The sequence below is a fragment of the Streptomyces sp. NPDC126503 genome, from assembly GCF_040302405.1.
Classification (GTDB): domain Bacteria; phylum Actinomycetota; class Actinomycetes; order Streptomycetales; family Streptomycetaceae; genus Streptomyces; species Streptomyces gulbargensis.
Genome location: NZ_JBEORS010000003.1, coordinates 351,244 through 373,112 on the forward strand (window position 1 = coordinate 351,244; position 21,869 = coordinate 373,112).

Annotated in this window: 17 protein-coding genes and 2 pseudogenes; 14 read left to right on the forward strand and 5 right to left on the reverse strand. The window is 72.8% G+C overall.

Annotated features, from left to right (window positions below):
• Window positions 1-28: 28 nt before the first annotated feature.
• Window positions 29-412: pseudogene (locus tag ABTY40_RS06790) on the reverse strand (phosphorylase family protein); the annotation flags it as partial.
• 105 nt (window positions 413-517) lie between these two features.
• Window positions 518-1,408 (reverse strand): class I SAM-dependent methyltransferase, encoded by an 891-nt coding sequence (locus ABTY40_RS06795; protein WP_352058513.1) that lies wholly within the window; start codon window positions 1,406-1,408, stop codon window positions 518-520.
• Window positions 1,409-2,285: 877 nt separating this feature from the next.
• Here ABTY40_RS06795 and ABTY40_RS06800 point away from each other — a divergent pair.
• From ABTY40_RS06800 to ABTY40_RS06860, 13 genes and pseudogenes are all read left to right on the forward strand, one after another.
• Complete coding sequence (locus ABTY40_RS06800; protein ID WP_352058514.1) at window positions 2,286-3,056, forward strand: class I SAM-dependent methyltransferase; 771 nt, start codon at window positions 2,286-2,288, stop codon at window positions 3,054-3,056.
• A 16-nt stretch (window positions 3,057-3,072) separates the two neighbouring features.
• Entirely contained in the window at window positions 3,073-4,107 is a 1,035-nt protein-coding gene (locus ABTY40_RS06805) for a pyridoxal-phosphate dependent enzyme (RefSeq protein WP_352058515.1), read from the forward strand.
• Window positions 4,108-4,181: 74 nt separating this feature from the next.
• A complete protein-coding gene (locus ABTY40_RS06810; RefSeq protein WP_352058516.1) occupies window positions 4,182-4,988 on the forward strand; it encodes a phytanoyl-CoA dioxygenase family protein in 807 nt (268 codons plus the stop codon).
• 77 nt (window positions 4,989-5,065) lie between these two features.
• Window positions 5,066-5,887: a Rossmann-like domain-containing protein gene (locus ABTY40_RS06815; protein WP_352058517.1), complete on the forward strand. Its 822-nt coding sequence runs from the start codon at window positions 5,066-5,068 to the stop codon at window positions 5,885-5,887.
• Window positions 5,884-7,188, forward strand: a complete 1,305-nt coding sequence (locus ABTY40_RS06820) for an MFS transporter (protein WP_352058518.1) — start codon at window positions 5,884-5,886, stop codon at window positions 7,186-7,188. The genes ABTY40_RS06815 and ABTY40_RS06820 overlap by 4 nt, the downstream gene beginning before the upstream one ends.
• Before the next feature lie 80 nt (window positions 7,189-7,268).
• On the forward strand, window positions 7,269-7,730 hold the full coding sequence (locus ABTY40_RS06825; RefSeq protein ID WP_352058519.1) for a Fur family transcriptional regulator: 462 nt from the start codon (window positions 7,269-7,271) through the stop codon (window positions 7,728-7,730).
• 10 nt (window positions 7,731-7,740) lie between these two features.
• Window positions 7,741-8,373: a DUF6368 family protein gene (locus ABTY40_RS06830; protein ID WP_352058520.1), complete on the forward strand. Its 633-nt coding sequence runs from the start codon at window positions 7,741-7,743 to the stop codon at window positions 8,371-8,373.
• 423 nt (window positions 8,374-8,796) lie between these two features.
• Window positions 8,797-9,405, forward strand: coding sequence for a DJ-1/PfpI family protein (locus ABTY40_RS06835; protein ID WP_352058521.1), 609 nt, complete (start codon window positions 8,797-8,799; stop codon window positions 9,403-9,405).
• Between the two features lie 196 nt (window positions 9,406-9,601).
• A complete protein-coding gene (locus ABTY40_RS06840; RefSeq protein ID WP_352058522.1) occupies window positions 9,602-11,110 on the forward strand; it encodes an ABC transporter substrate-binding protein in 1,509 nt (502 codons plus the stop codon).
• Between the two features lie 5 nt (window positions 11,111-11,115).
• Window positions 11,116-13,014, forward strand: a complete 1,899-nt coding sequence (locus ABTY40_RS06845; RefSeq protein WP_352058523.1) for an ABC transporter permease subunit — start codon at window positions 11,116-11,118, stop codon at window positions 13,012-13,014.
• Entirely contained in the window at window positions 13,011-14,303 is a 1,293-nt protein-coding gene (locus ABTY40_RS06850) for an MDR family MFS transporter (RefSeq protein ID WP_352058524.1), read from the forward strand. Before ABTY40_RS06845 ends, ABTY40_RS06850 begins: the two co-directional genes overlap by 4 nt.
• A gap of 176 nt (window positions 14,304-14,479) precedes the next feature.
• A pseudogene (locus tag ABTY40_RS06855) lies at window positions 14,480-14,665 on the forward strand (iron chelate uptake ABC transporter family permease subunit); the annotation flags it as partial.
• Entirely contained in the window at window positions 14,662-15,456 is a 795-nt protein-coding gene (locus ABTY40_RS06860) for an ABC transporter ATP-binding protein (RefSeq protein WP_352058525.1), read from the forward strand. The pseudogene ABTY40_RS06855 and the gene ABTY40_RS06860, both read left to right, overlap by 4 nt.
• 89 nt (window positions 15,457-15,545) lie before the next feature.
• Here ABTY40_RS06860 and ABTY40_RS06865 read toward each other — a convergent pair whose 3' ends face one another.
• Both ABTY40_RS06865 and ABTY40_RS06870 read right to left on the reverse strand, forming a co-directional pair.
• Window positions 15,546-17,012 (reverse strand): SulP family inorganic anion transporter, encoded by a 1,467-nt coding sequence (locus tag ABTY40_RS06865; protein WP_352058526.1) that lies wholly within the window; start codon window positions 17,010-17,012, stop codon window positions 15,546-15,548.
• 11 nt (window positions 17,013-17,023) lie between these two features.
• Complete coding sequence (locus ABTY40_RS06870) at window positions 17,024-17,605, reverse strand: carbonic anhydrase (protein ID WP_352058527.1); 582 nt, start codon at window positions 17,603-17,605, stop codon at window positions 17,024-17,026.
• Between the two features lie 836 nt (window positions 17,606-18,441).
• Here ABTY40_RS06870 and ABTY40_RS06875 point away from each other — a divergent pair.
• A complete protein-coding gene (locus ABTY40_RS06875) occupies window positions 18,442-21,045 on the forward strand; it encodes a SpoIIE family protein phosphatase (protein ID WP_352058528.1) in 2,604 nt (867 codons plus the stop codon).
• 60 nt (window positions 21,046-21,105) lie between these two features.
• Here ABTY40_RS06875 and ABTY40_RS06880 read toward each other — a convergent pair whose 3' ends face one another.
• Complete coding sequence (locus ABTY40_RS06880) at window positions 21,106-21,705, reverse strand: dihydrofolate reductase family protein (protein ID WP_352058529.1); 600 nt, start codon at window positions 21,703-21,705, stop codon at window positions 21,106-21,108.
• Window positions 21,706-21,869: the final 164 nt, after the last annotated feature.

Genomic DNA, 21,869 nt, shown 5'->3' on the forward strand with positions numbered 1-21,869 from the left:
CATCCGCCGGTGGGGGGGGTGAACCGGCTCAGGGCAGGTCGATCGGCAGGGTCATGCCGTCGAGTGCGCCGGCGGAGGGGAAGTCGTCGCTCTCGGGGAGCATCCCGATGGCGTCGAGCACGACGCGGCGCAGACGCTGGGTGTTCTCGGCGAAGACCCTGAAGAGCTCGTCCTGCGCGACGCTCTCCGCCGCGTCGACGCCCGCGTCCAGGTCGGTCACGAGGGCCACCGCGGCATGGCCGAGGGCGAGTTCCCGGGCCAGGACCGCCTCGGGGTGCCCGGTCATGTCGACCAGTGACCAGCCGGCCGCCGCGAACCACTGGGACTCGGCACGGGTGGAGAACCGGGGGCCCTCGACCACGACCATCGTGCCGCCGTCGACCGCCTCGGTCCCGGCAGCGGCGGCTGTCCTGTGTGGCGGATCACGTCGCCCCTTCCGGCGCCAGGAGCGCGTCGAGGCGAGGGAAGCGCCAAGATTCCGAGGTGAACGGACGACGGGACATGGATCTCCTGTAGGTCAACCGAAGTGCGGCACCGGCTCCGCGGGCCGGGCGGCGGTCGTCAGGGGGCGGGTACCTCGGGGGCGGCGAGGCGGGGCGACGCGGGGGACTGTCCCCGTGCCCACGAGCACGGAGGCGTCGATCACGTCACGGCCCCCGGCGAGCAGAGTCTCCGAGAACCGTCGACGGGCGCGCTCCACCGCGGCGGTGGACAAGCCGCGGAACAAGCCCCCGGACGTGATGTCCGCGAGGGGCCACAAGAGGTCCGGGTCACAGGGCACGACGAGCGGGACGGGCCGGACATCGACGAAGGACAGCGAGCGAGCGGCGAGCCAGTCCCGTAAGGCTTGGGGAGTGCCGAGGTGGCGAAGCCGATCACCAGGCGGTGGGGCGTCCGCGGCACCCGGCCGTTCCGGCGCGAACGCCCGCCGCGTCACCTCGGTCAGCGGATCGAGCGCGTCCCGGGCCCAGACGGTCACGGTCATCCGCCCGCCGGGCCGTATCAGCCTCAGCAGTCGCTCCGTTCCGGCCGAAGCGTCGGCGAACAAGGAGACGCCGAGCGTGCACACGACGGCGTCGTAGCCACCACGGGGCGCCGGCCGGTCGAGAACGTCACCACGCAGGAAGCGCACATGGGACAGCCCCCGCTGGACGGCCTTCGCGCGGCCCCGCTCCAGCGAGGATTCCGCCGTGTCCACCGCGTCGATGAGGCCGAGTGGACCGACGCGCTCCGCGGCCGGGATCGCGGACGCCCCGGGGCCGCACCACGCGTCGAGGACATGCGAACCGGGGCGCAGCCGTGCTGCGTTGACGGTGGCGGCGCCGATCGGCGCCCACAAGGTGCTGAACAGTCGGTCCACATCCTCGTGTTCTCCTGCCGATCTGGCGGCCACGTCGTGCGGTTCCATTCAGACTCCCGTCCCGGATGCAGCGGATGCGGCGGGAGGAGCGTATATGAAAACGATAATCACTACTAGCCCTCTCCCCTCGGGGTCGCCGGCGGCGCGGCGACAAGGTGCCGCGCCGCCCTCGGGGGCGTGTCGGCATGAAGGGTCATCAGACGATGTTGACAATCATTTTCAAGATGCTTCATGCTGCTCGGGCCCCGCACCCTCCGCTCCGTCCAGCGGCGCGGTGCGGGGGCCACTCCATGTGATCTCCCGGGGAGCAGCATGTCCGTCCTTCGCAGCCACCGAGCGCCCGTCGCCCTCACCGGGGCGGTCGGCGCTCCACCGCTGAGCCCGTACGGCGCCGGCTCCGGCATGGCGAAAGGTTTCTCCCCCGGACCCGCGGAACAGGCAGGCGCGTCCGCCACCCGGCCGTACCGCACGACGCGGACCCTCGTCGGTCCAGCGGAACGTACGCCGGTGCGATCCACACGCCAGGGGGCCCCGTGAAGGTTCCGGCCCGCCGTGTCACCTTCCTCCGCGGACACCGGAGCACCCGAACACAGCCGGACGGTGCGGCGCTCGGGTGGCCCGGGCCGTACGGCGCCACACCATCCGAGCCCGTCACGAACGCGGCACCGCGCGAACGCGCGTGAGCCGCTCGCGACATCTCGGCGAGGACTCGCCGGTGCCGCGCACCGCGGCGTCGTTCATGAGTGACGGGCGCTTCGTCCGAGCCCGGCACCCGGCGGCGTACCGGGGCGCGACGTACCGCTCCCGCCCGGCGCGTCGTACGAGCGAAGGAGCCGGACCCCTCCGGGGGTGACCGGCCCGGCCGCTCCGACCGCACTCCGCTCCCCCCCTCGACTTCCCTTCCCATCCGACCCATGGAGGACCCATGACCGACCGGACCGCCGAGGGCGCCGCCGCGTCCCAGGACGACGTGCGCGCGCTGCTGGACTCCCTGCCCGACACCCTGCCCCGGGACGAGATCCTGGCCATCAACAGCGGCTCCAAGTCCGACATCCACACCGAGCGGACGTACGAGTACAACGGCTGGACCTTCACCCTGCCCCCCGGGGTCTTCAAGCCGGGCGACACCAGCCGCATCGTGCACGACCGGCTCCTGGACGGCACGATCCCGGTCCAGGGGCGTTCGTACGCGGCGATGGGCGTCGGCCTCGGCGTCGAGGCCGTCATCGCCGGCACCCTCGGGGCGCGGGAGATCTACGCGGTGGACGTGCACCCGGACAGCGTGGCCACCGCCGCCGCCCACTACGAGCGGATCGTCGGGGACCGGGCCGGCACCGTCTTCCGGCCGCTGGTGTCCAACCTCTTCGAGGAGTTCCCGGACTCGGCGCGCCTCGACGTCATCACCTTCAACCCGCCCGCCGTCAGCGCGCGGACGAGCGACGACCCGACCGTGGTCCGGAACGTGTGCGTGGGCGCCGAGATCGTCACACGCTTCTTCGACCAGATCGTCACCCGCGATCTGCTCGCCGCAGACGGCGAGATCCACCTGATCGTGTCCAACACCGCCGAGCTCAAGCGCATCGTCGGCCACGGCATCGACGCCGGCTTCCGCCCCGTCGTACTGCACCGCCAGACCTGGGAGGGCGACAACTGCCAGGCGTACCTCTTCAAGCTCGTCCGGCACGACGCCGCCTGACCGGAAGGACGACGACATGCACGAGCACATAGCCGAGGCCGTCAAGGAACCGGACGTGGTCACCGTCCCGCCGGGTGCGATCTGTCTCCGCTTCGAGACCATGAAGCTCTACTCGGCCCTGGGCGCGGTACGGCACCTGCTGGAGTCCGGGCAGGTCAAGCCGGGTGACACCCTCGTCGACAGCTCCAGCGGTATCTACGCCCACGCGCTCGCCCTGGCCTGCCACCGCTACGGCCTCAACTGCCACATCGTCGGCTCCACCACGGTGGACCGCACCCTCCGCGTCCAGCTGGAGATCCTCGGCGCCACCCTCGAACAGGTCCGCCCCTCCAAGAACCTCCGCCTCGACCAGAACCTCCGTGTCCAGCGGATCGGCGAACTCCTCCAGGAAAATCCGCACTACCACTGGATGCGGCAGTACCACGACGACATCCACTACCTGGGATACCGCGACATCGCCGACCTGATCCGCAAGGAAGTCCCCGAGGGTCCTCTGTCGCTCGTCGGCGGCGTCGGCACCGGCGCGTCCACCGGCGCCATCGCCACCTACCTGCGCGAGGCCGGCCGCGACGTGACCCTCGTCGGCGTGCAGCCGTTCGGCAGCGTCACCTTCGGCGCGGAGCACGTCTCCGATCCGGACATGATCATCGCCGGGATCGGCAGCTCCATCCCGTTCCAGAACGTCCGGCACGACCTGTACGACCGTGTCCACTGGGTCAACTTCGACTACGCCATGTCCGGCGCCGTCGAACTCCTGCGGGCCAGCGGCATCTTCGCCGGCCTCTCCGCGGGAGCCGCGTACCTGGCGACGCTCTGGGAGCGGGAGCGGGACGCCGACCGCACGTACGTCTTCCTCGCGGCCGACACCGGGCACCGCTACGTCGACAGCGCCTACGCCCACCACGCCGCGGCACGGGGGCTCGGCGCCATGCGACCCCACGAGGTGACGGCGCGGGGAGAGCTCAGGCACCCGTGGTCCGCCATGGACTGGCCCCCGGCCGACAGCGCACTGGTGCGTGGCGCGCCCGTCCTCGTGGCCGAGTCCGCCTAGCTTCCGTTGCGAGGGGGCGAGCCCACGCCGCTCGTCTCATTTCGACCGCTCGCGCACGACCGGAAGGTGACTCCGTGTCCTTCGACTCCCGTCATTCCCCCGATGTCCTCGACGAGCAGGTGGAACGCGGCTTCGTCCTCCTGCCGCGGCTCCTCGAAGCCGCCGAGACGGCGGGCCTGGGCGAGGCCGCCGAAGCCGTGCTCGCCCAGGTGACCCGCGCGGTACGGGACGGCAGGGCCGACGTCACCGTGTGGCCGGACGGGCACCGGCTGGAGAAGGTGGACGGCACCACCGTCCACTGGGAGCCGGACGCCCGTCCGCCCGCCGTGCGCAGCCTTTCGCCCGTCACCCACCTCGACCCGGTGCTCGACGCCCTGTGGGACGACGACCGGATCACGGCGCCCATGCGCCGGATCGTGGGCAGCGACGATCTGGGCGCGTTCACGTCCAAGCTGAACTTCAAAAGGGCGGGTGTCGGTTCGGAGTTCCGCTGGCACCAGGACCACCCGTACTGGTACTGCTGCGCGGGGCCCGGCGCCCGGGACGTCGCCACCGCGATGATCTTTCTCGACGACGTCACGGCCGACAACGGCGCACTCCAGATCCTGCCGGGCAGTCATCGCACCGGGCCCGCCCCCCGCGACCGGGGCGAGCCCACCGGTCTGCTGGTCGACGGCGCGCGCACCGACGTCCGCGGGGCCGTGACCGTCGAGGCCCCGGCCGGCTCGGTCCTGATGTTCCCCGGGCTCATCGTGCACCGCTCCGGCCCCAACCGGACCGAACGGGACCGGCGTTCCCTCTTGCTGTGCTTCCAGCCGGCCGGGCGGCCCGCACTCGCCGGCCTGCCCTACCGCGCCGAGCGCCTCTCCGACCTCCCCTGACCCCTCGTTCCCTCTTTTCCCAGGCGGCACATCCCGTGCCGCCCCTCCCCTGCCGTACACCCGAGAAGGAAACAGCCATGTCTCCCGCACCTCCGCAGTCCGTACCGGAACTCCAGCAGGCCGTCCTGGACGGGGCCTTCGGCCCGCTTCCCGGCGAACTGACCGTGACCAGCGCCTTCTGGGTCCACCACACCACCCGCCTGGCGGGCAGCCAGGTCACGTACCGCAACCAATACGTGCTGCTGCGCTCCGGGGACTCCTTCGGCGCCTGCTCCTTCGAAGCCGGCGACATCGCTCCGGACTTCTGCGCCGACGCCTCCGGGCACACCCTGGACACCCTGATCCGCCACGAGTCCGCTCCGGTGCGCGTCGCCGCGCTCGACGCCTACCTCGGACGCGTACGGCCGCACCGCGACGCGAAGGACGCCGAGGCCGTCACCCTGCCGACCGGCACACCGGAGGTGCGGGCCGGGGCGAGGGACGCGGCCGTCGCCGGGCTCCTCGACATCGCACCAGGGGCCAAGGTCGCGCTGATCGGCGTCGTCAACCCGCTGGTCGCGGCGATACGGGAGCGGGGCGGCGTCCCGCTGCCCTGCGACTTCAACCTGCGCACGACCAACTGGGGCGACCCCGTCACCGACGACATGGACCAGGTGCTGGCCGAGGCCGACGCGGTCGTCGCCACCGGTATGACCCTGGTGAACGGCAGCTTCGACCGGATCGTCGAACACTGTCGCAAGCAGGACCTCCCGCTGGTGGTGTACGCCCAGACCGGCAGCGCCGTCGCGCGGGCCTTCCTGGGTGCCGGCGTGACCGCGCTGTCGGCCGAACCGTTCCCCTTCTCCCAGTTCAGCGCCGACGCCACCACGCTGTACCGGTACCGGGTGGCGCAGGCATGAGCAGCGAGACCAAGGACCCGGAGGCGGCCGCGCGAACCGGCGGAACGCAGCCGGAGAACGAGAGCGGCACGGACGCGAAGACCACGCCCGACACCACTTCCGTCCCCGGTGACCTGGCGATGACCCGCGTCCTGTGGCCCTTCATGCTGGCCTCCGCCGTGGGTCTGGTGCCCTTCACCATCTACAGCACCTTCCTCGTCCCCATGGCCGAAGTCTCCGGGGGCGGAGTCGCGGCCCTGGGCCAGCTCCGCGGGCTCGGCGGTCTGGCAGCCCTCGCCGTGGGGACCGCTCTCGCGCCGCTGATCGACCGCGTGCGCCGGGAGTGGGCCGCCGCGGGCGGTCTCGCGGTGCTCGCGGTCTCGGCGGCACTCGGCGCGAGCGGTGAGTTCCTGCTGCTCGCCACGTTCTGCCTGCTGGTCGGCGCCGGCACGGCCGTACTCAACCCCGCGCTGACCGCCGCCGCGGCAGACCGGTTCGACGACGACGCCGCCGCGGGCCGCGCGGCGACCCTCATCACCGCCACCCAGTCGCTGACCGCGCTGCTCGCCGCACCGCTCGTGGCCCTGCCCGCCCTGGTGTGGGGCTGGCGCGGCGACCTGTGGGCCATCGCCGCGATCTGTGCCGCCCTCGCCCTGTACTTCCTCCTGCGCGGCCGGCGGAAGGCCGGGCAGGAGGCCGCCGAGAAGACGGAGCGGCCCGGCTACCTGGAGTCCTTCCGGCTTCTCGGCGCCCTGCCGGGCGTGGTGCCGCTCATCCTCGTCGCCATGCTGCGCACGGCCGCGTTCATGGGCTATCTCGCCTACCTCGCCGCCTTCTACGACGAGCGGTTCGGGCTCGCCCCCGAGCCCTTCGCGATCGTGTGGACGCTCAGCGGCACCGCCTTCTTCCTCGGCAACCTGCTCGCCGGACGGCTGCTGAGCTCCGACCGGGCGACGATCCCGGCGGAGCGCCTGATGACGTTCGGGCTGATCGTGGCACTGGCCGCGCTCGTCGGTGTCTTCTTCACCCACACGCTGTGGCTGGCCCTGCCTCTCACGGCCCTGGTCGGCGCCGGTCACGCGACGGTGGCGGCCTGTGTCACCACCCTGCTGGTACGGCGCTGCGGCTCGGTGCGCGGCACGGCGCTCAGCGTCAACGCCGCCGGGATGAGCTTCGGCGTCTTCCTCGGCGCCGGACTGGGCGGTGTGGGCCTGGCCCTCGGCGGCTTCGCCGGCACGGCGGCGGCCCTCGGCGGACTGACCCTCGTCGCCCTCGTCCTCGCCCGCGTCGCGGCCCGCTCCCCCGCTCCCGCCGGGGACTGAACGGAAGCCCACCGCGAACCGTGAGCCCGGCACGCGGTGGGCTCCGACGAACCGGAACAGCCTTCAGCAGGGGGTCGGCCATGACCGTCACACCACCGGAGACGAACCGGCGCACGTCCCGCCAGCGCGCCGCCGTGGAACAGGCGCTGGCCGACCACGCGGAGTTCGTCTCGGCGCAGGAGCTCCACGGGACGATGAACGAGTCGGGCGCCCGCGTCGGTCTCACCACCGTGTACCGCGCACTCCAGGCCCTGGAGCAGTCCGGTGCCGCCGACGTCGTCCGCGACGAGGTCGGCGAGCGGCTCTACCGGTACCGCCGCCCCGAGGCCGGCCACTGCCACTACCTCCTGTGCCGCCGCTGCCGCCGCCACGAGCCGCTCGACACGGGCGCCGTCGAGGAATGGGTCGCCACCGTCGTACGGTCGTCGGGCTTCGCGGACGTCGAACACACCCTGGAGCTGACCGGGGTCTGCGCCGGTTGCCGGAACGGAGAGGAAGAGGGCGTGCCGATCAGGACGATGTCGTCACGACCGGTCGACTAGGCTCCCCGGCGTGTCCGGTCCGACGTTGGTGATCGAGTTGGCGGCGCCGCTCTCCCCGGCTGCGCTGCGGGAGTTCCGCGCGTTGATGGTGGGGCTCTCCTCCCACTTCGACGAGAAGCGGCCCGGGTTCTTCGACGTCAACGTGCCCGCTGAGCGACTGGGCGCCGAGGACAGGCGGGAGAAGGACGGGCGGAAGCCGTTCCCGCTTCCCCTCCTCGGCGACACCGTCACGGACGAGAGCCTCACCGCTCTGGTGGGGTACGACCCGCAGCGCGAGGATGGGCGTCGGCCCTTCATGGTGTACGTGATGGGGCCGGGTGTCGGCGACGAGAGCATCTTCGAGGCCGAGCATGCGGACGAACCCGAGGTGGAGGCCGTCCTCGGCTTCAGGCCGACCCATGCCGTCAATGTCAGCGCCTGCTGTAATCGCGCGATCGACCACGTGGCCACGGCCCTGCTGACCGCCGCTGTCATGGACGTCGTCGGGGGCGTGGCCAAAGCCGAGCTGCTGGACGGACAGGCGTCGGTCGTCGCCGGCCTTCCGGGGGTGCTGGGGATCACGGACGACGACTGGACGGCGCTGGGAACGGCGGAGTTCCTGCGGGCCTGGGTCGGGCACCCCGCCTTCCGCCTGCTCAAGTAGCCCGGACAGACACGGGCGCGTTCCCCGCGTTCGGCGGCCGGGACGCGGGTGCAGGGCGTCGATGTCGCGCCACGTGACGTAGATGCTGCTCCGCCGCACGGCGCGCGAACCGTTTTCCCGGGAAGTCCTGAGAGGCCCCCACGAAGAAGTGTGGCGCCACCTGAAGGCCGGAGCCGGCCGCCCGGACGTCATCACCTCTCTCACCCGAGTCTTCGCCACGCCACGACGACGTGGCCGGATCCTTTGCACCATCGGCCCGCGGGCCAGTGGTGGGCGGGGGGCCGCTGCCGGAAGACTGACTGCGCTCCGGCCTGCCGGACCGGTCCGCGCCCTCGCTCGCCACGTGAGCGGAGAGGTCCGGTGCCCGTCCGGTACGCCGACGACGTTCCGGTCCCCCGCCGCGCGCCACACGAACGGTTCGCCATGACCACCTACGGCATCCTCCTGTTCGACACCGTCGAGGAACTCGACTTCGCCGGCCCCTGGGAGGTCTTCACCACCTCCGCCGCCCTGCGCGAAGGGCAGGACCGCGCCCTGCTTCTCGCGGAGCGCCCCGGCCCCGTCCGCTGCGCCAAGGGGATGCGGGTCCTGCCGGACCGCACCCTGGACGACCACCCGCCGCTCGACGTGCTCCTGGTGCCCGGAGGATCCGGCGCCCGCGAGACGGAACCGCACAACCCGCGCGTGACTCACTGGATCAACTCCCGGTCCGCGCGGGCCCAGTGGGTCGCCGGCGTCTGCACCGGCGCCTTCCTGCTGCACGCCGCCGGGCCGGCACGCGGCCGCCGGGTCGCCACGCACTGGCAGTACGAGGCAGCGCTGGCGGCGCGCGGCGACGTCACCGTCGTGCCCGACGCCCGGTACGTCGTGGACGGCCGCCTGGTGACGAGCCAAGGAGTGTCCGCGGGTATCGACAGCGCGCTGTGGCTCGTGGGCCGACTGCACGGACGCGACCACGCCCGCGCGGTGCGGCGCGAGATCCAGTACGACCCCGCGCCTCCGTACCTCGCGGACGAACCGCTCGCCTTGTGACCGGCAGGCGCCTCCCGGGCGCCGCGACAGACGGCGGGACGGGCGCGCTTCGCCGCCACCCATTGCCCAGGGTGCGCAGGTGCGCGAAGGAGACGCTGCACTTCGAGGTACCCCACGATTTAAGTGAAAATGATTATCGCTTACTCTAACGGTCGACGTCCTTGATCGGCACGACCGGAAGACGAGAACCCGAACCATGAGAAGACCCCGTCGTCGGTTCATAGCCGGCCTGCTCCTCGTCCCGCTGCTCACCGGCTGCTTCGCCTCCGGCGACGGCGGCTCCTCGGCCTCCGGGCCTTCGGGCTCCGGCGAGGGTTCACGACTGCGCGTCGCGATGGCCTTCGCACCCGCGGAGAACTTCTCCCCGTACGGACGGGACGCGTACCTCCTGACCAAGCTGGGTGTGAGCGAGGGGTTGACCCGTCTGGATGCCAACGGCACGGTGGTGCCCGCGCTCGCCGAGTCGTGGCGCAGCGAGAACGGCGGCAGGAGCTGGGTGTTCACCCTGCGGGAGGCCAAGTTCCAGGACGGCGGCGACGTCACAGCCGAGGCCGTCGCCACCGCCCTCACCCACGCCGCCGCGGCCGAGCCGACACCCTCCGCGCTCTCCGGCGTGAAACTGACCGCCACGGTCGCCGGTGCCGGCAAGGTTCGGGTGGGCACCGGCGAGGCCGACCCCGCGATGCCGCTGCGGCTGACCAACCCGAGCCTGGCGGTGTTCTCCCCCAAGGCGTACGACACAAAGGGGGCCGCCAGTCCGGTCGGCACCGCCACCGGCCCCTTCGAACTCACGAAGACCACCGGCGACACGGCGGCCACCCTGGAGCGCTTCGACGACTACTGGGGCGGACGCGCCCAGGCCGCCGGCATCGACGCGAAGTTCGTCTCCGACGGCACCGCCCGCGCCAACGCCCTGCGCACGGGCGATGTGGACATCGCCGAGACGCTCCCCGTGGCCCAGGTGTCCTCCCTGGACAAGGGCACGGCCCACGAGACGAACACCGCCCGCAACACGAGCCTGTACCTCAACACCAGGTCCGGCGTGTTCACCGACGCGCGGCTGCGTGCCGCCGCTCGCGAGGCCATTGACGCCTCCACCCTCGCCGAGGACGTGTACGAGGGGTACGCCGAGCCGGCGCAGGGGCTCTACGGCCCCGCTCTGACCTGGGCCGCCGACAAGCGGACCGAGCCGACCGGCCGGGCCGAGGCCGCCGACCCCGACGGCAGGACCATCACGATCGCGACCTTCAACGACCGGCCGGAACTGCCCGAGGTGGCCCAGGTGCTGCAGCAGCAGCTGGAGAAGGCCGGGTTCGAGGTGAAGCTTGAGGTCCGCACCTACGCCCGGCTCGAAGGCGACCTGCTCGCCGCGAAGTTCGACGCCGCCGTCGTCTCCCGCAACATGATGCTCGACACCGGGGATCCGGTCACTGTCCTGGCCAGCGACCACACCTGCGGCGGCAGCTACAACCTGTCGTTCCTGTGCGACAAGAACGTCGACAGGCTGGTAGCCGCCGCCCGGGCCGAGTCCGACCCGGCGAAGCGGCAGGACGCCGCCCTGACGGCGGAGGCGGCGATTCTGAAGACCGACGCGGAGATCCCCCTCGTCCACCTGAAGGTCGTCTCCGGGATCAGCACGTCGGTCAGGGGCGCGCTGCTCGACCCGTTCGAGCGGCAGCTCATCGGCACCGGCACCCGGCGCTGAGCAGTATGTCCGTCGGCTTCGGCGGTTCCTCCGCCCTGCTCGCCGCCCTGCGTGTCCTCGCGCGGGGCGGCGGCCTCGCCCTGCTGTGGCGGACCGTCCTCACGGCCGCCCTGGTGTGCGCGATCGGCCTGTTGCCCTGGCTGTCGCGCACCGACCCCGCGCTGACCGTGCTCAAGGCCCGCTCGGCGGAACGCGACCCGGCCCCGGAGACACTGCACGCGATCCGCGCCGAACTGGGCATGGATGACAGCCCGTTGGCCCTGCTCGGGCACTGGCTGGGCGGGCTGCCGCACGGTGACGCGGGCCAGTCATGGGTCTCCGGCACCGACGTGCTGCCCGCCGCCGCCCAGGCCCTCGGCGTCTCCCTGCTGTTGATGGCCGGGGCCCTCGCCGTCGCCGCCGCCACGGCCGCCGCGGTGTGCGCCCGTACCCTGTGGCTCGGCTCGCGGCGCCGGCTCGGCGACCACCGTCCGGGCGGCACCGGGACCGCGGTGCTGGCCGCGCTGCCCGAGTTCCTCGTCGCCTCCGTGCTGGCCTCGGTGATCGGCGTACAACTCGGCTGGCTGCCCGCCCTGGGCTGGTACGGACCCCGGTGGATGGTGCTGCCCTCGCTCGCCCTCGGCCTGCCCGCCGGTGCCCTCCTCGGGCGCATGCTGGACGACCTGCTGCCCAGCGCGTTCGCCGAACCCTGGGCACTGGCCGCCACCGCCCGAGGCCTCCCGCCGAAGTCCGTCGCCCGCCAGGCGCTGCGCCGCTGCGTACCCGGACTCCTGCCCAACCTGGGACTGTTCGTGGTCGGTCTGACCGGCGGCTCCGTCGCCGTCGAGCAGATCCACGACATCCCGGGCCTCGGCCGGCTCACCCTGCGCGCCGCCCTCGCCCAGGACCTGCCCGTCCTGCAGACCGGCACGCTCGCCCTGGTCCTGCTCGCGGCGGCGACCGGCTTTCTGGCCCGGCCGGCGGCCCGGCTCCTGATCGGGCCCGCACTGCGCGACGGCGCCCTGCAGTCCCTGCACCGGCCGACCCCGCCCGCGCGCGGCATCGCGCCTGTGCTGTACGGGGCGCTGCTGCTGGCGGTCATCGGATTCGGCCTGCCGCGCGACCCGCTCGCGCTGGACACCGGCGCCCGGCTGAAGTCCCCCTCCTGGACGCATCCGTTCGGTACCGACGCCCTCGGCCGGGACATCCTCGCCCGCATCGCCCACGGTGCGCTCGACACCCTCGGTACCGCCCTCGCGGTGACCGCCCTCGCCCTCGTGGCCGGCATACTGCTGGGCCTGCTGCCCCGGCTGTCCGCTCCGGTCGTCGACACCGTCAGCGCCCTGCCGCCCGTCCTCGCCGGTCTCCTCGTCACCGGGATCGCGGGCAGCGGCCCGTGGACACCCGCGCTGGCCGTGGCCGTGGTCGCCTGGTCCCCCCTGGCCACCCACACCGCCGCCCTTCTCCAGCAGGAGCGCGCCTCCACCCACGCGGCGGCCACCCGCGCGCTCGGTGCCGGATCTCGGTACCTGCTGCGGCGCGTGCTCCTGCCCGCCGTCCTGCCGTCCGTCACCCGCCACGCCCTGCTCCGGCTCCCCGGCATCGCCCTCGCCCTGGCCGCCCTCGGCTTCCTCGGCCTGGGCGCCCAGCCGCCCTCCCCCGAGTGGGGCCTGCTGCTCGCCGAGAACCAGCCCTACGCCGAACGCGCGCCGTGGGCGGTCCTCGCCCCCACCGCCGTCCTCGCCCTGCTCGGCGCGCTGGCCGTGACCGCGGCCGGCGGTGTGCGCCTGCCCCGCCCGAAGCGGAACTCCCGGCCCGCGGAACGGCCCGGACCTCCCGCGCCGCAGGTTCCGCCGGACATGGAGCCGCCGCGTGCCGGCGCCGTCCTCACCGCCGCGTCCGCCTCCCCCTCACACACCTCATGAGCGACCTGATGACCCGCGTCCTGCACCGCCGCTCCGCCGCGCGATCCCCGCGCGAGCGGACCTGGAAGCACCTCTCACCGCTCCTGCGGCTGCTGATTTTGACCCAACTCGCCTTCAACGTCGGTTTCTACGCCGTCCTGCCGTTCCTCGCCGCGCACCTCGGCACCGTGATCGGCATGGCGGGCTGGATGGTGGGCTTCGTCCTCGGCCTGCGCACCTTCAGCCAGCAGGGGCTGTTCGTGGTCGGCGGCTGGCTCGTCGACCGGCACGGCGTACGCCCCCTCGTCCTCGTCGGCTGCGTGCTGCGGATCGCCGGCTTCGCCGGCCTCGGGTACGCGGAGGCGACGTGGACCGTGATCGGCGCCGTGCTGCTGATCGGGTTCGCCGCCGCCCTGTTCTCCCCGGCGGTGGAGTCCGAGGTCGCCCGGCAAGCGGTGATCTGGGAGGAAGAGGGACACGGCTCACGCACCCGGGTACTGGCCCTGCTCAGTGCGGCCGGGCAGGCCGGTGCCTTCGTCGGCCCGCTCCTCGGCGCCCTGCTGCTCGCCGTGGACTTCCGCACCGTCTGCCTCGCCGGAGCCGGGGTCTTCGTCCTCGTCCTGGCCGGGCACATGCGGCTGATGCCGCAGCACATCCCCGGCCGGGTCCGCATCCGGGAACGCGGTGGAATGCGCGTGCTGCTGGGCAACCACCGCTTCCTCTCCCTGTGCTGCGCGTACGGCACCTACCTGCTCGCCTACAACCAGCTCTACCTCGCCCTGCCGGACGAGGTGCAGCGCGCTACCGGGTCCCAGGAGGCCCTGTCCTGGCTGTTCGCCCTGTCCTCCCTGGTGGTCGTGTGCGCCCAGCTCCCCGTGGCCCGCTGGGCGAGCGACCGGCTCGACCTGCGCCGCTCCATGGCCACCGGACTGCTGATCATCGCGGCCGGCTTCGCGGTCGTGGCCGCGGCCCGCCCCGCCGGGTGGACGGGAACCTGGGCCCTGCTTCCCGCCGCGGGATACGTCGTCCTGCTCACCCTCGGCCAGATGCTCGTCGTCCCGGCCGCCCGCGCCTGGGTGCCCGACCTCGCCGAGGACGGCCGCCTCGGCCTCTACACCGGCGCCCTGTCCTCCCTTTCGGGCCTGATCGTCCTCATCGGCAGTTCCGCCGGCGGCTTGCTCCTCGACCCGGGCCTGCCGCCGGCCGTACCGTGGCTCGTCCTCGCTGCCCTGCCCGTCCTGGCCGTGGCCCTGCTGCCGCGCCTCCCGGGAAATGCCGAAGGCGGGAGGGACGGGGCTCCGGTCCGTTGACGCTCCTCACCGGCACGTGACGTTCCGCTCGTCTCCCTTTCCGTGCGGGAGAAGGCGAGACGTACGCTGTCGGAGCAGCTGGTTCGCCCCCGCCCGCCAGGCGGGAAGGCGTCGCAAGAGGGAACCCGGTGGGAATCCGGGACTGCCCGGATGACCTTCCTCGCCCCGGTACGGGCCGCGTCCTGCCCACCGCCGCGCTCGGCGGCGCCGTCTTCCTCGTCTGGGCGGACATCGCCGCCCGCGTCGTCGCCGCGCCCCTGGAGATACCCGTCGGCGTCCTCACGGCCCTGTGCGGCGGCCCGTTCTTCCTGTGGCTCATGCGCCGCAACGCCCGGCGGACCGACGAGCGGGGAGCGGCATGAGAGCCACCGAACTGGCCGTCGACAGCCTCACCCTCACCGCCGGTGTCCACCGCCTGGTCGAGGACGTCTCCCTGACCGCCGGCCCCGGTGAGGTCATCGGCCTCGTCGGCCCGAACGGCAGCGGCAAGTCCAGCCTGCTGCGCGCCGTCTACCGCGTCCTGCGCCCCGCGACCGGCAGGGTCCTCGTCGACGGCACCGACGCCTGGACCCTGCCCGCGCGGCGACTCGCCCGGACCGTGGCGGCGGTGGTGCAGGAGCCGGGCGCCGACTTCGACCTCTCGGTGCGCGAGGTCGTCGCGATGGGCCGCACCCCGCACAAACGACTGCTCGACGGGGACACCGCCGAGGACGCGGCCCTGATCGAGACCGCGCTCGCCTCGGTGGGCGCCACGGACCTGGCCGACCGCCCCTTCGACCGGCTCTCCGGCGGGGAACGCCAGCGGGTGCTCATCGCCCGCGCCCTCGCGCAGCAGCCGTCCCTCCTCGTCCTGGACGAACCGACCAACCACCTCGACGTGCGGCATCAGTTGGACGTCCTCGGCGCCCTGCGGGACCTGCCCGCCACCGTCCTGATCTCTTTGCACGATCTCAACCTGGCCGCGTACTACTGCGACCGCCTGTACGTCCTGCACCACGGCAGGGTCACCGCCTCCGGACCACCCGCCGAGGTCCTCACACCCCGGCTCCTGCAGGAGGTGTACGGAGTGGCGAGCGAGATCACCGTCCACCCCCGCACAGGCGCGCCGCAGGTGACCTTCCTCCCCCGACCGACGCCTGAGCTGTCCGCATAGGTACGTCCCCGGAGCGTCCCCGGAGCGCCGGGCGCCGAGGCCGCGGCGGTCGTGCGCCCCCCGGTGCCCGGGGGGCGGCGTACGTCGGCTCAGGCCGCGATGGTGAGTTTCACCGGTTCGATGCCGGTCTCACTGTGCCGCTCGGCCCAGTTCTCCAACGCTGTGCGGCAGGCGTGGTCGAGGTGATGGAGCCCTGACAGGTCGAGTTCGACCGGGCGGTCCTGCGGGAGGGACTCCAGGGTGTCGAGGATCTTCGGCAGGCGGAGGAAGGTGGCGTTGCCCGCCAGGTGCGCCTGAATGGGACCGGCGCCCCTGTCGACGACTTCGAGCTTGACGTGCGACGCCTCCCAGGCGGTCTTGACGACCGCCAGGGCGAGACCGATCAGGACGCCCTCGAACATGTTCACCACGACGATGGCCACGGCCGTGACCACGAGGATCACCGCTTCACCCTTGTGGTCCCGCCACAACACGGCGACCTGGCGGAATGGGATCAGCTTCCAGCCCGCGTGCACGAGGATGCCGGCGAGCGCGGGCAGGGGGATCAGCGCCAGGACGAACGGGAGCGCGGCGGCGAACAACAGCAGCCACACGCCGTGCAGGACCCGGGACGCCTTGGTCTTCGCGCCCGCGTTGACGTTGGCGGAGCTGCGGACGATGACCGCGGTCATGGGCAGGGCGCCGAGCAGGCCGCAGATCGTGTTGCCCGCGCCCTGGGCGACCATCTCCTTGTCGTACTCGGTGCGTGGACCGTCGTGCAGCCGGTCCACGGCCGCCGCGCTGAAGAGGCTCTCCGCCGAGGCGATCAGCGCGAACGCGATGATCGTGCCCCAGATGGCGGGGCCGGCCAGTTCACCGAAGGCATCGGCGCCGGGTGGCTGGATGACACCGAGCAGGCCCTCCACCTCCACGGTGGCGACCGGCAGTCCGAGCCCGAGGGTGGCGGCCGTCGCCAGTACCACCGCGGCGAGGGCCCCGGGAACGGACCGCACCCGCTTCGGCAGCTTCTTCCACAGCACGATGACGGCGATGGTGCCCGCACCGATCGCGAGCGAGGCCAGGGCCTCGGCGCTCCCGAACGCGTCGGCGAACGCGCGGGGCAGGCCCGTGATCTTGCCGAGGCCGGTCTCCGGAGCCTTCAGGCCCGCCGCGGCGTAGATCTGCCCGGCGATGATCACCAGTCCGATACCGCAGAGCATGCCCTCGACGACGGAGACGGATATCGCCCTGAACCAGCGACCGATCCTGAGGAAGCCCATGGCGAGTTGAAGCAGGCCGGCGAAGAGCACGATCACGCCGAGCGTGCCCACGCCGAACTCGCTGACCGCCTCGAAGACGATCACGGTCAGACCGGCGGCAGGCCCTGACACCTGGAGACTGCTGCCGGGCATGAGGCCGGTCACGAGACCACCGACGATGCCGGTGACGAGACCGAGTTCGGCCGGGACGCCGGAGGCGACCGCCACCCCCACACACAGGGGCACGGCGACGAGGAAGACGACGATGGAGGCGAGGAAGTCGTCACGTACATGAGGAAACTTGGACAGCACGGTCATCACCTGCTTCCTCAGAGCGTCTCGAACGTGTCGGTCACCGCGCGGTGTTCGCGCACGACACCGGTGTGGACCTCGTAGTACCAGCCGTGCAACCGGAGTTCACCGGTCCGCAGGCGCTGCTCCACACAGGGGTAGGAGCGCAGCCGCAGAAGCTGCGTCAGGACGTGATGCTGCACGGCCTCGGCGACCGTCGGGTCCGTCGGATCGGAGCAGGTGGGCTCGTCCGCGGCGTGCGCAAGCCAGTCCCGCACCGCGGGCACGGCGTCGAGATCATCACCGCGCACCACGGCGCCGACCGCGCCGCAGTGGGAGTGGCCGCACACCACGACGTCCTGGACGCCGAGAACTTCCACGGCGTACTCGATCGTGGCCGCCTCGCCGGTGGGGGTGCCGGAGGCGTACGGGGGAACGATGTTGCCCGCGGTGCGCAGTTCGAAGAGCTGTCCGGGGCGGGCGCCCGTGATCAGGGCCGGGACGACCCGGGAGTCGGAGCAGGTGATGAACAGGACCTCGGGGGACTGGCCGGCGGCGAGGCCGCCGAGCTCCTGAGGGCGCTGCCCGAAGGCACGTGCGTTGTCGATGAGGGGCTGCATGGTGTGGTGAATCCTCCTGGCGCGCCGCCAGGGCGCGTCGGGCGTGCATGACAGAGATGTGGGGGGCTGTCCGATCGGGTCAGGAGCGGAACATCGGAGTTCCGGCCCCGAGAAGAGCTGCGGATCTACTCGACACGCGGCCGGGCACGGCGCTGGGCACGGTTCGTGCGAGCCGGGTCACCGTTCTCCGGGCCGGGACCAGCAGCGACCGGCGGGCCGGCCCGGGCGTGCGTCTCCGTGTGGTGACGGTGAACGCCTGGGGTGACCCGATCGGGTCACCCCACGCCGGACGGGCCGGAAGCATCGAAAGCCTCCTCGTGCGGTTCCGGGCCGAGCGGGGTGGTCCCGGCCTGGCTGCCGACAGTGGACTGGGAAGGGTGTGCGCGTACGCGAAGCGAGCCGAGGCGGCGACAAGCGGGGACATGGACAGCGGGAGGCCGTAGCGCGCCGAGGCGCTCCGTGCCGTCGCGGCCCGCCGTACGCTCGTTCGTTCCGTTACGTTCACGCCTATAGTCCAGACCAAAAGATGGTCAACAACTGGTCAAGAAGACAATAGACGCGCAAAGTTGTGCGTGGGGTTAACTCCAGCCGTCGGACAGAAATGAGCCCTGAAAGCGAGGGGTTTTGGCCGGATCCGTGTCCGTGCGCCAGGGGACCAATGGCACGGCCCATGATGGGCCGTAAGGGTCGGCATCCCGGTCACGGTCACGCTGGCGCCCTACGCATCGGACAGCCACGGCGGGGAGGCCGCTCGCCCCCCGGGCCGCGCTCACCCGTCCGCCACGGGGTTCGGCCGCCCGGCCGCGCGGCCCGGCCCGCGGGTACAGACTGGCGTCATGGGCCAGTCCACTGCCCCGGAGGCACCGTCCCGCCGGTTCCGCCCGGTGCCGGAGAGCGTCGCGCCGGCCCGGCGGTTCGTGCGGGCGACGCTCGCCGGCACCGCACCGGGGATCCCGCCCGATCTGCTGGACACCACGGAACTCCTCGTGAGCGAGCTGGTGACCAACGCCCTGCTGCACGCCCGGACCGAGATCGAGGTCGCCGCCCAGGTGTCCGGCGCCCGTGTCCGCGTCACGGTCGGGGACCGCAGGCCGTCGCGCGCGCTGGTGCCGCAGGGCTGTCCTCCGTACGCCGGTACGGGGCAGGGGCTGGCGCTCGTCGCCCGGCTGGCGTCCCGGCACGGCGTCGAGCGGGGCAGGGACACCAAGACGGTGTGGTTCGAGCTGTGGCCCGGCGGGACGCCGCACCCCTCGGCCTGGGAACTCCCCGCGCCGCCCGCCGGCGCGGCGCCGACGGTGACCCTCGTCGACGTACCGGGCGCGCTGTACGCCGCCGCGCGCCGGCACCGGCACCTGCTGCTGCGGGAACTGACACTCGCCTCCGGCGCGGGAGAGGACCTGGTCCCCCCGCTCGACCTCGCCACCGCCCACGACATCAGCAATGTGATCAGCGGGTGCGTCAGCGCGGCACTGCGCGACGAACGCGCCGAAGGGGAGATCCGCACCCTGCCCCTGGCCATGCCCGCCGACGCCGCGCCGGCGGTCGAGGCCCTGAGCCACGTACTGGACGTGGCGGAGCGGGCGGCGCAGGACGAGCGGCTGCTCGCCCTGCCGGCGCTCCCCCGCAGCCGCGTCTTCCACCGGTGGCTGTTCGACGAGATCACCGGCCAGCTCGCGGGCAGACAGCCCACCGCGTGGACCGTGGTGCCGCGCGAGCCGGGCGCCGGACCCGCCGAGCTGGTGCCGTGGACCTCCGCGCACGTCCACGCCGGCCGGGCGCCGACGATCGCCGCCGACGAGCGGAATCACATCATCGCGGTGAACGGTCCCGCCGCCGACCTCCTGGGCTGGCACGCGGACGAGCTCGTCGGGCAGCGGCTCACCGCCATCATCCCCGAGCACCTGCGCGCGCGGCACATCACGGCGTTCACGTCGCTGCTGCTCAGCGGGGAGCCGCGCATCCTGGGCCGCTCCGTCCCGCTCCCCGCGCTGCGCCGCGACGGGAAGATCGTCCCGGTCCGGCTCTTCATCCAGACGCAGGAGACGGCGGACGGCCGCACGGTGTTCGTCGCCCAGCTCGCGCCCCGCGCCGCCACCCCCAGCGGTCCCGGGGCCCGACGCCCGGGCGACAGGCGCCCCGCCGTCCCCCGGGAGGAGGCCGGCCGCCGGCGCGTCGGAGCGGCCCCGCCCATACCGCACCGGCTGTCGCTGCTGGCGGAGACCTCGGCGGCGATGAGCAACGCCCACGGTCTGGACGACGTCCTTCAGCGGGTCTGCCAGGTCCTCACCCGCCGGCTCGCCGACTGGTGCGCCGTCGACCTCTTCACCGAGGACGGGCTCGTCGAGCGGGCGTGCGTGGTGCACCGCGACCCGGGCGCGGCACTCGCGGAGGACTTGGAGGGCGCCCTGCCGCCGCTCACGGACGCGGCGCGGGGGCCCCTCGCCCGTGCGCTCAGCGGCGCCGGCCCGCTGCTGCTCACCGAGCCCCCGTCGTCCGACGGAGGAGGTCCGCTGGACGCCGACTTCGGGGCCCTGTTCGAGCGGCTCGGCGCGAGCAGCGCCGTCGTCGCCCCGCTGCGTGCCCGCCGGGAGACCATCGGCGCGCTGACCGTGGCGCGAACGCGTCGGGACGGGGCGTTCACCGAGGAATACCTGCCGCTCGTCGACGAGCTGGGCCGGGCCATGGCCCTGGGCGTGGACAACGCGCGCCTCTTCCAGGACACCCGGAACATCGCCGAGCGGCTGCAGCGGTCGCTGCTGCCCGTACTGCCCGAGGTCCCCCGTCTGGAGCTGGCGGCCCGGTACGCCGCGTCGTCCGCCACCGCGCAGGTCGGCGGTGACTGGTACGACAGCTTCATCCTGCCCACCGGCGACACGGCGCTCGTCATCGGTGACGTGACCGGGCACAACCTGGACGCGGCCATCGCCATGAGCCGGCTGCAGAGCATGCTGCGCGGCATCGCCGTGGACCGCCAGGAGCCGCCCGAGGTGGTGCTGCACCGTCTCGACATGGCGAACCACACCCTGCACCAGGAGGCGACCGCGACCTGCGTCTACGGACTGATCAAGGGCGCGGAGGAGGGCCCGTGGGAGCTGGTGCACTCCTCGGCCGGGCACCTGCCGCCGCTGCTCGTCACGGACGACGGCCGTACCCGTTTCCTGGAGGACGGCTCGGGGCTGCTCCTCGGCGTGGACCCGCACGTCCCCCGCCCCACCGCGCACGACGCCGTCCCTCCGAACGCGACGGTTCTGCTCTACACGGACGGGCTCATCGAGCGCCGCGACGAGTCGCTGGACGACTCCATGGAGCGGCTCGGGCGGCACGCCGCGGGTCTGGCACGCGAGCCGCTCGACGTCTTCTGCGACGAGCTGCTGATCGGGCTCGGCGCCGACAGCGCCGACGACATCGCGATCCTCGCGGTACGCCCCACGCCGCTGTGACACAGCGTTTGCCGCCCCCCGTGGGGTGCGACCGCCCCGCTCAGGGCGTCGGCCGCTGCCTCAGGTGCCGTCCCCGTCCGCCACTCCCGCGCCCGGCCGGCGGTCCACGCGGTGGCGGAGGAAGACGACTCCCGAGTCGAACACGCGGGTCTCGACCCGGGTGAGATCCACCCGGCGCCCGGGCCGGGGGAAGTACGGGACGCCCCCGCCGACCAGCACCGGGTAGACCCTCATCCGGTACTCGTCGATCAGGTCCGCCGCGGCCGCCGCGGCGGCGAGAGCCGCTCCGCCGATCGCGATGTCGCCCTCACCCGGTTCGGCGCGCAGTCGCGCGATCTCCTCCGCCGGACCACCGGTGGCCAGGCGGGCGTTTCCGCTCACGGCGTCCAGTGTGGTGGAGAACACGACCTTGGGGAGGCGCCTCCAGAGCGCGGCGAACTCGCGCGTGGGGAAGTCGAGCGACGGATTCTGATCGACGCCCTCCCAGTAGAGCATCGTCTCGTAGAGCCGCCGTCCCATGAGGTGGACGCTGAGGTTCCGCACCTCGTCGGTCGCGAAGCGGAACACCTCCTCGTCGGGGACCGTCCAGTCGAAACCGCCGTCCGGCCCGACGACGTAGCCGTCGAGTGAGACGCTCATCGCATACGTCACGCTGCGCATCGGAAGTCCTTCCCGGTGGGAGATCCGACGGTACGTCCGCCGGGCGCGCCAGGGGCCGTACGCCGCGTCCTCGGGGCCGCCGTGGAGCCGCCGGGCAGGCCCGGCACCCCTCCTGACGAGGCAGGGGACGCACACCGGGACACCACGCGCAACTCCGCTCACAT